Below are 8,801 nucleotides of genomic sequence, written 5' to 3' on the forward strand. Positions count from 1 at the left end.
TACGATCTTTGATACTTTTGTATATTCAAAAGCACAAGAGTTCAAAGATCGAGAAGTGAGAATCCTTCGCGTGCCAAGACGCGCCACCACCATGCGCTCGTCAGCGACGCGGGTTTCACGGTCGATGACGAGCGCATCGCGGAGTGGAGCACCCAGCCCTTGAGGTCCGCATGTCGTGGCGGCGGGCATGAGACAGAGAGATCAGCGTCTCAGGGCTTCGCAAGAACCGCCAGACCCAGAATGCAGGCCGCTTCGGGCTGATGAAACGGATGGACGGTCAGAGCTTCGGAGAACCGAAGCATCGGGAGAGCACAGGCTTGCGCGCGCCGCCAAAAGTTCGGGAAGCCGCCGGCCCTGCATGCCCTGGTCGGCGGCCCCGGCGTCAAAACCGATAGGTCGCGTTGACGCGGAAGGATCGGCCGGGCTCGGAATAGAAGAGGTTCGGCTGGGAACGCGTTTCAGGCACGTTCACCGCGTCATAATAGGTCTTGTCGAAGAGGTTGAAGATTCCGGCCGCGATCTTCAGGCCCGGCAGCGGCTCGGGCTCCACCCAGGCGGTGACATCCACCACGCCATAGCCGGGCGCGGTGAACCCGTCGTCCACCTTGTCCCGCCGCGCGGCGAGCTTGGTCGTCACCTCGCCGCCCCAATGCGTTTGCGCGTAGCCCAAGCCGAGGATCGCGGTCAGCGGCGGCACGGAGTCGAGATAGGTATCGTCCGTCAGGTTGCGCCCTTCGGCATAGGCGAGCGAGGCGCGCGCCGTCCAATGGTCGAGGAAGCGGGCATGAGTGCCCAGCTCGACGCCCGAAATCCGGGCGTCGGGAACGTTGGTGTAGCTCGACACGCCGCCCAGCGGATATTCCCCGCCCGGCCTGGTCAGCTGCACTGTGTCGATGAAGTTCTGATAGCGCGTGGTGAAGAGATTGATCCGTGCGCCCAGCGCCTCGTCCCCGGCGCGCAGGCCGACATCGAACCCGTCACTCGTTTCGGCCTCGAGATCGGCATTGCCCCGGCGCAGATAGGAGCCGACCGCGCCATAGCGCGAATACAACTCGCCCACCGTCGGCGCGCGGAAACCCCTCGTATATTGCGCATAGGCGGTGAGAGCGGGCACCAGATCGTATTCGACACCGATCTTGGGCGAAAAGGCGTGGTCGCTGTTCTCAGGCGGCAGCTTGCCGTCATAGGCTGCGCTGGCGCGATATTCGGGCGTGGATTCCGGTTCGTTGTCGTACCAGTCGAAGCGCAGGCCCGGTGTCACGCGCAGCCGGCCCACGAGAAGCGAGACCTCGTCCTCGCCGTAGAGGCCGACGAGGCGGCTGGTGACATCGGGGGCGTCGGCCTGGTTGGTGTGGAGCATTCCGCAGGCGAAGCGATCGCGCGCGCGGCGCAGCGAGCAGGCGTCCCGCCCGGCGGAATATTGCGTCGTGTCGGCGCTGCGAAGCTCGGTGCCGAAGGTCAGGCGGTGCCGGACCGAGCCCGCGTCCAGTGTCTTGGAGGCGAAGCCGTTGAAGCCGACCGCCGCTTCCTCGATGGAATTGTCGCGCGTGAAAGGCCCGATCACCGAGGTCGAACGCAAGGCATCGACGGTCGTGTCGCGCGAGACGTCCTGATAATACAGAACCGCCCGCGCCGTATCGATCCAGCCTTCGCCGTCCGGCGTGTCGAAATCATAGGTCAGCGCCGCCTTGCGCCGCTCGACCTCCTCACCTGTGTGATAGTTGCCGGCGCGGTAATTGCCGGTCGCGCTCTGGCTGGTGCGCCCGTCGATCGTCGCGTCGCGATGGTAGATTTCGCCCGCAAACCCGAAGCGGTGCCCACCCTCCACATTCTGATAGACCTTGGCCAAGAGGCTATAAGCCTCGTCATCGGCCGGATTCGCCTTCGTGCGGGAGGCGCCGAGACTGTCGGCCTCGCCCATCGTCTCCGTTTCGTGGCCGCTGCGATAGGTGCCCTGCACCAGCGCCGTCGTGTCGCCTGCGCGGATCGCCAGGGCATGGCTGGTGAACCCGCTTCGATCGGCCGAATCATAGCCGGACTTCGACAGGGTGCCGATGCGACGCCCGCCCAGAAGCAGGTCTTCGGGCTCAAGCGTTCGCAGCGCCAGAACGCCGCCGAGCGCGCCCGAGCCCAGAAGCGGGTCCGCCCCGCGCGTCACGTCCAGCGCTGAGAGGGCGTTGAAGTCGAAACTATCCGCCCCGCCGTTCGCACCGCGCGTCACGTCGCTGAGATAGGGCACGCGAATGCCGTCGATCGTGGTGAGGACGCGCGGCCCTTCGAGGCCGCGAATATTGATGCTATTGGTGGCGCGATTGAAGGAAATGCCCGCTTCCTGCGTGCGGCCGAGATCCTGAATCGTGTCGATCAGCTGATTGTCGATCGCCGCGCGCGTCGTGGTGCTGGTGGTCTGCGTTCCAGCCACCCCGTCCGAGGCCCCGGCCTCACCGGATTCGACCGTCACGGTCTGAAGCTGAACCGCATCGGTGGCCGACACCGCCGTCTGAGCTTGCGCGGCTTGAGGGGCGAACAGGGCGCAGGCGGCCACACCGATCAAGAGAGTTCGACTGGTCACGGCCATCTGCCCTGATCCTTTCCGAGATGAAAGCAACAAAAAGATCGCGCACGCCTCGATCGAGGCCGAGGCGCTCAACGCCATCGCGTACTGCGCTGTCTATCTCCCGTAAAAACGAAGAGTCAAACAAATACGACTCGAATTTACTACATCAGAACGCTTCAAAACTGCCATTTCAATCTATAGAATCATTCAAAGAACCATTCTAAATTGAATTTATAGGGTTATTTACTTGACGCATCGCACGCGCGGATATTAAGCAGGCTCGATCATTTCAGTTTCGGAACGGCCTGCCATGCGCGCATCCCCCCTCGCCCTCGCTTTGTCGCTACTTTCCCTTCCCGCACTTTCGACCGCTGCCCGCGCCGACCCGCTGCCGACACGGGTCGTCTCGATCGGTGGCGCGGTGACGGAAATTCTCTATGCGCTGGGCGAAGCGGGCCGCGTTGCGGCGGTGGATACGACCAGCCTCCATCCGCCCGCCGCGCTCCGAGAGAAACCCAATGTCGGCTATCTCCGCGCGCTGTCGGCCGAGGGCGTCCTGTCGCTGTCGCCGGACCTCATCCTCATGGACAATGGCGCGGGGCCGAAAGAGGCCGTGGCGCTGATCGACGCTGCCGGCGTGCCGGTTCGCCATGTGCCGAGCGGGCAGACCGTCCCCGAACTGCTGGACAAGATTCGCATCGTGGCCGGCGCGGTCGGGCGCGAGGCCGAGGGCGAGGCCATGGCGCAGCGCACGGAGCGCGAATTGCAGGCCCTGGCGGAGGACCTGAAAGGCATCCAGCAGAAGCGCCGCGTTCTCTTCATCCTGTCGATCGCGGACGGGCGCGCCAACGCGGCGGGGCGTGGCACGGGGGCGGATGCAGTGATCCGTCTGGCCGGCGGCGAAAACGTCTTTGCGGATGCCGAGGGCTACAAGATGCTCTCGCCTGAAGCTGCCGCCGCGCTCCAGCCGGACGTGATCCTGATGGTGGATCGTGCCGGCCCGGGCGGGCCGGACCCTTTGTCGATCCCAGCGTTGGCCGCCACGCCCGCCGGCCAGACGGGAAGCGTGGTTCGCATGGACGCGGCCTATCTCTTAGGCTTCGGCCCGCGCCTGCCGGCAGCGCTGCGCGATCTCGCCGCGCGCCTTTACCCCGAGGCAGGCCTGCGCGCGGCCGCGCCAGCGCCCGAGAAGGCGGCCCATGTCCGTTGAGGCCTTGCCTCTCGTGGCTCACGCCCGCTCCTCTGCGGGGGACCGCAGCGCCAGCGCGCGCTTGGCGACGCTCGCCCTTTCGCTGCTGCTTCTCGCCGTGCTGATCGCCGCGCTCGGCACCGGCCCCTCGCCCCTCTCGCCCGGCCGCGTCGGCGCGATCCTGCTGGCCGGGCCAAATGGTCAAGTCGCATCGCTCGCCGACACGGTGATCGTCTGGCAGATTCGCCTGCCGCGTGTTCTCTTGGGGACCTTGGTTGGCGCGTCGCTGGGGCTGGTCGGCGCGATGATGCAGGGCCTGTTCCGCAACCCGCTGGCCGATCCCGGCCTGATCGGCGTATCATCAGGCGCGGCCTTTGCGGCCGTTGCCACGATCGTTCTTTCAGGCGGCGCGCTTGCGCCCCTCGCCGCCGCACTCGGCCTCTATGCCCTCCCCGTCGCCGCCTTCGCCGGCGGTCTGGCCGCGACGCTGCTGATCTACCGGATCGGTACGCGGGCGGGCCGCTCCTCGGTCGCGCTCATCCTGCTCGCGGGCATCGCGCTCGGGGCCTTCGCGGCGGCCGGCACGGGCTTTCTCGTCTATCTTAGCGACGACAACCAGTTGCGCGACCTCACCTTCTGGAGCCTCGGCGGTCTGTCGGGCGCGACCTGGACCAAGCTTTGGGCCGGCCTGCCGATGATGGGCGCGGCGCTTCTCCTGTCGCCCTTCTTGGCGCGCGGGCTCAACGGCATCGTGCTCGGCGAAGCCGAAGCCTATCATCTCGGCATTCGCGTGCAGCGGTTGAAGCGCCTGACGATCCTCCTCGTGGCACTCGCCACCGGCGCGGCCGTCGCGGTGTCGGGCACGATCGGCTTCGTCGGCATCGTGGTGCCGCATCTCCTGCGCCTGTGGTTCGGGCCGGATCACCGCCATCTCCTGCCCAATGCCGCGCTCGGCGGTGCCATTCTCCTGCTTCTCGCCGACATGGCGGCGCGCACGCTGGTGGCCCCCGCCGAACTGCCGATCGGCATTCTCACCGCCGCGCTCGGCGCGCCCGTCTTTCTCTGGATTCTGCTGCGCCGTCGCGGCCTCGCGGGGCTCTGATCGCCGATGCTTACTCTATCCTCGGCCAGCCTCGCCTATCGCGGCCATACCGTCGTTCATCCGCTGGATCTCGCGATCGAACCCGGCATGGTGACGATCGTGATCGGGCCGAACGGCGCGGGAAAGTCGAGCCTTCTGAAGCTGATGACCGGCGAGGTCGAGCCGTCAGGCGGCGAGGCTCTGTTGGACGGTCAGCCCCTTTCCCGCTGGACGCCCGAGCGCTTGGCACGCCGGCGCGCCGTGCTGCCGCAAAGCTCCAGCCTCGCCTTTCCCTTCACCGTCGCGGAGGTCGTGCGCTTCGGGCTGGAAGCGGGCGGCCGAGCGCGCGAGCCCGCCGCGATCCAGACCGCGCTGGCCCGAGTCGATCTCGCAGAGTTCGCCGGGCGGTTCTACGAGGAATTGTCGGGGGGCGAGCAGCAGCGGGTGCATCTCGCCCGCGTTCTCTGCCAGATCGGCGCGCCCGTCGCGGAGGGCCAGGCGCGGCTTCTGTTTCTGGACGAACCGGTCTCCAGCCTCGACATCCGACACCAGCTCGGCGTGCTCCAGATCGCGCGCGACTTCGCGGAAGGCGGCGGTGCCGTGGTCGCCGTGCTGCATGATCTCAACCTCGCCGCCGGCTTCGCCGATCGTCTCGTCGCCATGGCAGGCGGGCGCATCGCCGCCGACGGGCCGCCCGCCGCAGTGCTGACCGACCGGCTGGTGGAAGAGGTCTTCGGCGTTCGACTGCCGGTCTGCGCAACGCCCTTCCCGCCCCAACCTTTCGTCCTGCCGCAGACGGCGGCGCAGATCAGGAATGCCCCATGGACACGCTAAGCGATCCAACCACGGCCGGTGCCACCCCCTTCTACGCCACGGGCAAGCGCAGCCGCGACCTCGCTGCTGAACTTGGCCTGACGGAGGCCGACCTTCTCGCCCGGCATCGCGGGCCGGAGGTCGTGCGCCTGCGCCTCGCCCCGAAGGCGCTGGTGGAAGCCCTGCCGGCGCTCGGCGAAGTCATGGTGCTGACGCGCAACGACGCGGCTGTGCACGAGAAGGTCGGCACGTTCGGGCAAATCCGCTTCGGTCTGGAAACCGGCCTCGCGCTCAATCCGCCGATCGACCTGCGCCTCTTCCCCCGCCATTGGCGCGCCGCCTTCGCGGTGGAGACCCCGCATGAAGCCGGCTCGCGCCGCTCGGTGCAGATTTTCGACGCGGCGGGCGATGCGGTGATCAAGGTGCATCTGCGGGCCACCTCCAGCCTCGACGCTTTCGAAGCCCTGCGCACGCGCTTCGCCGCGCCCAAGGCCGAGCCGCTGGACATCGCGCCCTACCCGGCGACATCGGCCACACAGGCGGGCGATCCGGCGGTCTTCCGCGCCGAGTTCTCGCAGATGCGGGACGTCCACGAGTTCTTCCCGCTCCTGCGCCGCCATGGGCTCGACCGGCGCGCGGCGCTCCGCCTTCTCGGCCAGGATCACGTGCAAAAGATCGGCGCGCTGGCCGCGACCCGGCTTCTGGAGGACGCCAGCGCCACGGGCCTGCCGATCATGTGTTTCGTGGGAAATCGCGGCTGCATCCAGATTCATACCGGCCCGGTCGAGACGATCCGCGCCATGGGGCCTTGGATCAACGTGGTCGATCCCGGCTTCAACCTGCATTTGCGCGAAGATCTGGTGGCGGAGGCCTTCGCCGTGCGCAAGCCGACGCGGCATAGCGAATTGACCTCGGTCGAACTCTACGACGCCCGGGCCGAGCTGATCGCGCAGTTCTACGGCGTGCGCGACGAAGACGGGCCGGAAGACCCGCGCTGGCGCGCGCTGGTGACGCGGCTTGGGGCTGGCTTCAGCGCTTGAGAGACTGTTGGCATCACCCATTCTCTAGTTTAGAATGATTCTAAAGTAGAGTCTTGGAGAGCCTCCATGCGTTTCCTGCCGTTCGGCCGCCGCGCCTTTTCCGACCTCAGCGAGCGTGAAATCCTCGCGCTCGCCATCTCGGCGGAGGAGGATGACGGCCGCATCTATGCCACCTATGCCGAGCGGCTGGAGGCGGACTATCCGGCTTCCGCCGCCGTGTTCCGCGAAATGGAGCGCGAGGAGGACGGGCATCGCCGCGCCCTGATCGCCGAGCACGAACGGCGTTTCGGTCCGACCATTCCGCTGATCCGGCGCGAGCATGTGGCGGACTACGTCTCGCGCCGCCCGGTCTGGCTGGTGGAGAATCTCGGGCTGGAGCAAATCCGCGCCGAGGCCGAGCGGATGGAGGACGCCGCCGCCCGCTTCTACGAGGCGGCCGCCGCGCGCACGAGCGACGCCGGCACACGCCGTCTCCTGGGCGATCTCGCGGCCGCCGAGCGCGGCCATCAGACGCGAGCGGGCGAACTCGAGCAGGCGCACCTCAGCGAAGGCGCGCGCGCCGACGAAGCGACGGCCTCCCGGCGGCAATTGATCCTGACGCTGATCCAGCCGGGCCTGGCCGGGCTGATGGACGGCTCGGTCTCCACCCTCGCCCCGATCTTCGCCACGGCCTTCGCCACGCGCGATCCGGCGACGACGCTGACGGTCGGCCTCGCGGCCGCGATCGGCGCGGGCATTTCGATGGGCTTCACCGAGGCGGCGCATGACGATGGCAAGCTGTCGGGCCGTGGCTCACCCATCAAGCGTGGCCTTGCCACAGGCCTGATGACGACGCTGGGCGGGCTCGGCCATGCCCTGCCCTATCTCATCTCGGAGTTCTGGACGGCGACGATCGTCGCCTTCGTGGTCGTTTTCATAGAGCTTTGGGCCATCGTCTGGATTCAGAACCGCTTCATGGAAACGCCGATCTTGCGCGCGACGACGCAGGTCATCATCGGCGGCGCGCTGGTTCTGGCGGCCGGCATCCTGATCGGCGGTGGTTGAAACGAAGGCTTAACCACCACACGCTATAAGAGAGAACAGGATAATTCACGCGCGAGGCATGAGGCCGGAGCGATCGAACCGGCAGGGCCGCGCAGGACGCGCCGGCTCTGCTTCGAGGGATGAAACCGCTCATGCTCAGTGCCCTGCAGAACACGGCCGTCCAATTGCTCCGGCCTGTCGTGACACCCGATCCGCGCAACCGCATCGGGCCAGCCGACAGCCCGATCGCGGCCGCGCAGAAAACAGCTGCCGCCGGTCCGCTTACCGGCGCGGATAAACCCGGCGTCACGCAAGTCAAACTCAAGCTGTTCGAGCGGCTGGGTGAGGCGCTTGGCCTGAAAGTCGAGGATTACGCCTCGCTCGGTTCCTATGCCCGCGCCGTGCGCGGCGCGATCGAGGCGACCCGGCAGCAGGAGGGCGGCGCTGCGGCGCTTAAGGCGATCGAACAGACGCTGGACCTCAACAAGCTCGGCATGACGCTCGACACGCTGATCGGCGCGATGGAGGAACCGGAGGGCGAAGCCGATCGCGCCTTGGAAAAGGCGCTCGCCGAGTTTCTGGGCGTCGAGCCCCCCAAGGCGAAGAGCGGCGCAGGCCCCTTCCAAACGGACGCGCTCGGCCTCTACGGGTCGGCGGCCGGGCGGTAGGACCGCGCAGGCTCCCTCATCTACGAAAGCCATCCGTTTTCGCGCTCAGCGATTGCGTTCCATGCCATAGAAAAAAAGGCCGATCCGGGGGCGACGGGCTCGCCGGGTCGGCGTCCGCGCGTCCCGGCCCTGACGCACGGAAGACCGGATGTCGCCATTGCCGAGGTCTTCGGCACCCTTTACGATCCTTTTCACGCGGCAAAGGTGGAGGCCAGAACCCGTGGGCGTTCGGGCCGGTATCCCCAACCAACCGGCTGAGATCGCCGACAAGTTGAGCGCCGGTTGCGGGAGGACAGTTCCCAAAACATCCGATCGCCTCTCGGACTATCCGTTTCGCGTCAAACCTCTCTCCGCCCCTCGTAGCGGTTCGCCGCCCCCGACCTAATATCGAACCGTCCGAAAGGGCCTCGTCCATGAACATCGCTCCTCA

At 67.1% G+C, this 8,801-nt stretch carries 8 protein-coding genes; 6 read left to right on the forward strand and 2 right to left on the reverse strand.

The annotated features are described in order from the left end of the window. Together AUL36_RS24425 and AUL36_RS02780 are read right to left on the reverse strand one after the other, a co-directional pair. The coding region (locus tag AUL36_RS24425) for a hypothetical protein (RefSeq protein WP_210168841.1) at positions 1 to 189 on the reverse strand (189 nt) is incomplete at its 3' end. A 193-nt stretch (positions 190 to 382) separates the two neighbouring features. Continuing rightward, positions 383 to 2,578, reverse strand: coding sequence for a TonB-dependent hemoglobin/transferrin/lactoferrin family receptor (locus AUL36_RS02780; protein WP_062217754.1), 2,196 nt, complete (start codon positions 2,576 to 2,578; stop codon positions 383 to 385). A 289-nt stretch (positions 2,579 to 2,867) separates the two neighbouring features. Between AUL36_RS02780 and AUL36_RS02785 the strand changes: the two genes are divergently transcribed. The 6 genes from AUL36_RS02785 to AUL36_RS02810 all read left to right on the forward strand — a co-directional run bounded on the left by AUL36_RS02785 (position 2,868) and on the right by AUL36_RS02810 (position 8,371). Beyond that, positions 2,868 to 3,767: a heme/hemin ABC transporter substrate-binding protein gene (locus tag AUL36_RS02785; protein WP_062217757.1), complete on the forward strand. Its 900-nt coding sequence runs from the start codon at positions 2,868 to 2,870 to the stop codon at positions 3,765 to 3,767. Continuing rightward, complete coding sequence (locus tag AUL36_RS02790; RefSeq protein WP_062217760.1) at positions 3,757 to 4,848, forward strand: FecCD family ABC transporter permease; 1,092 nt, start codon at positions 3,757 to 3,759, stop codon at positions 4,846 to 4,848. Before AUL36_RS02785 ends, AUL36_RS02790 begins: the two co-directional genes overlap by 11 nt. 6 nt (positions 4,849 to 4,854) lie before the next feature. Then, the gene (locus tag AUL36_RS02795; RefSeq protein ID WP_062217764.1) at positions 4,855 to 5,661 is read left to right on the forward strand and encodes a heme ABC transporter ATP-binding protein; all 807 of its coding nucleotides are present in this window, start codon (positions 4,855 to 4,857) and stop codon (positions 5,659 to 5,661) included. Next, positions 5,649 to 6,680 carry a hemin-degrading factor gene (locus tag AUL36_RS02800; RefSeq protein ID WP_062217768.1) on the forward strand — a complete coding sequence of 344 codons (1,032 nt, stop codon included), beginning with the start codon at positions 5,649 to 5,651 and terminating at the stop codon, positions 6,678 to 6,680. The genes AUL36_RS02795 and AUL36_RS02800 overlap by 13 nt, the downstream gene beginning before the upstream one ends. Positions 6,681 to 6,746: 66 nt before the next feature. Continuing rightward, a complete protein-coding gene (gene mbfA / locus AUL36_RS02805; RefSeq protein ID WP_062217770.1) occupies positions 6,747 to 7,724 on the forward strand; it encodes an iron exporter MbfA in 978 nt (325 codons plus the stop codon). 131 nt (positions 7,725 to 7,855) lie between these two features. Beyond that, positions 7,856 to 8,371: a hypothetical protein gene (locus AUL36_RS02810; RefSeq protein ID WP_062217773.1), complete on the forward strand. Its 516-nt coding sequence runs from the start codon at positions 7,856 to 7,858 to the stop codon at positions 8,369 to 8,371. Positions 8,372 to 8,801 lie beyond the last annotated feature (430 nt).

The sequence above is a fragment of the Aureimonas sp. D3 genome (assembly GCF_001463805.1).
Classification (GTDB): Bacteria; Pseudomonadota; Alphaproteobacteria; order Rhizobiales; family Rhizobiaceae; genus Aureimonas; species Aureimonas ureilytica_A.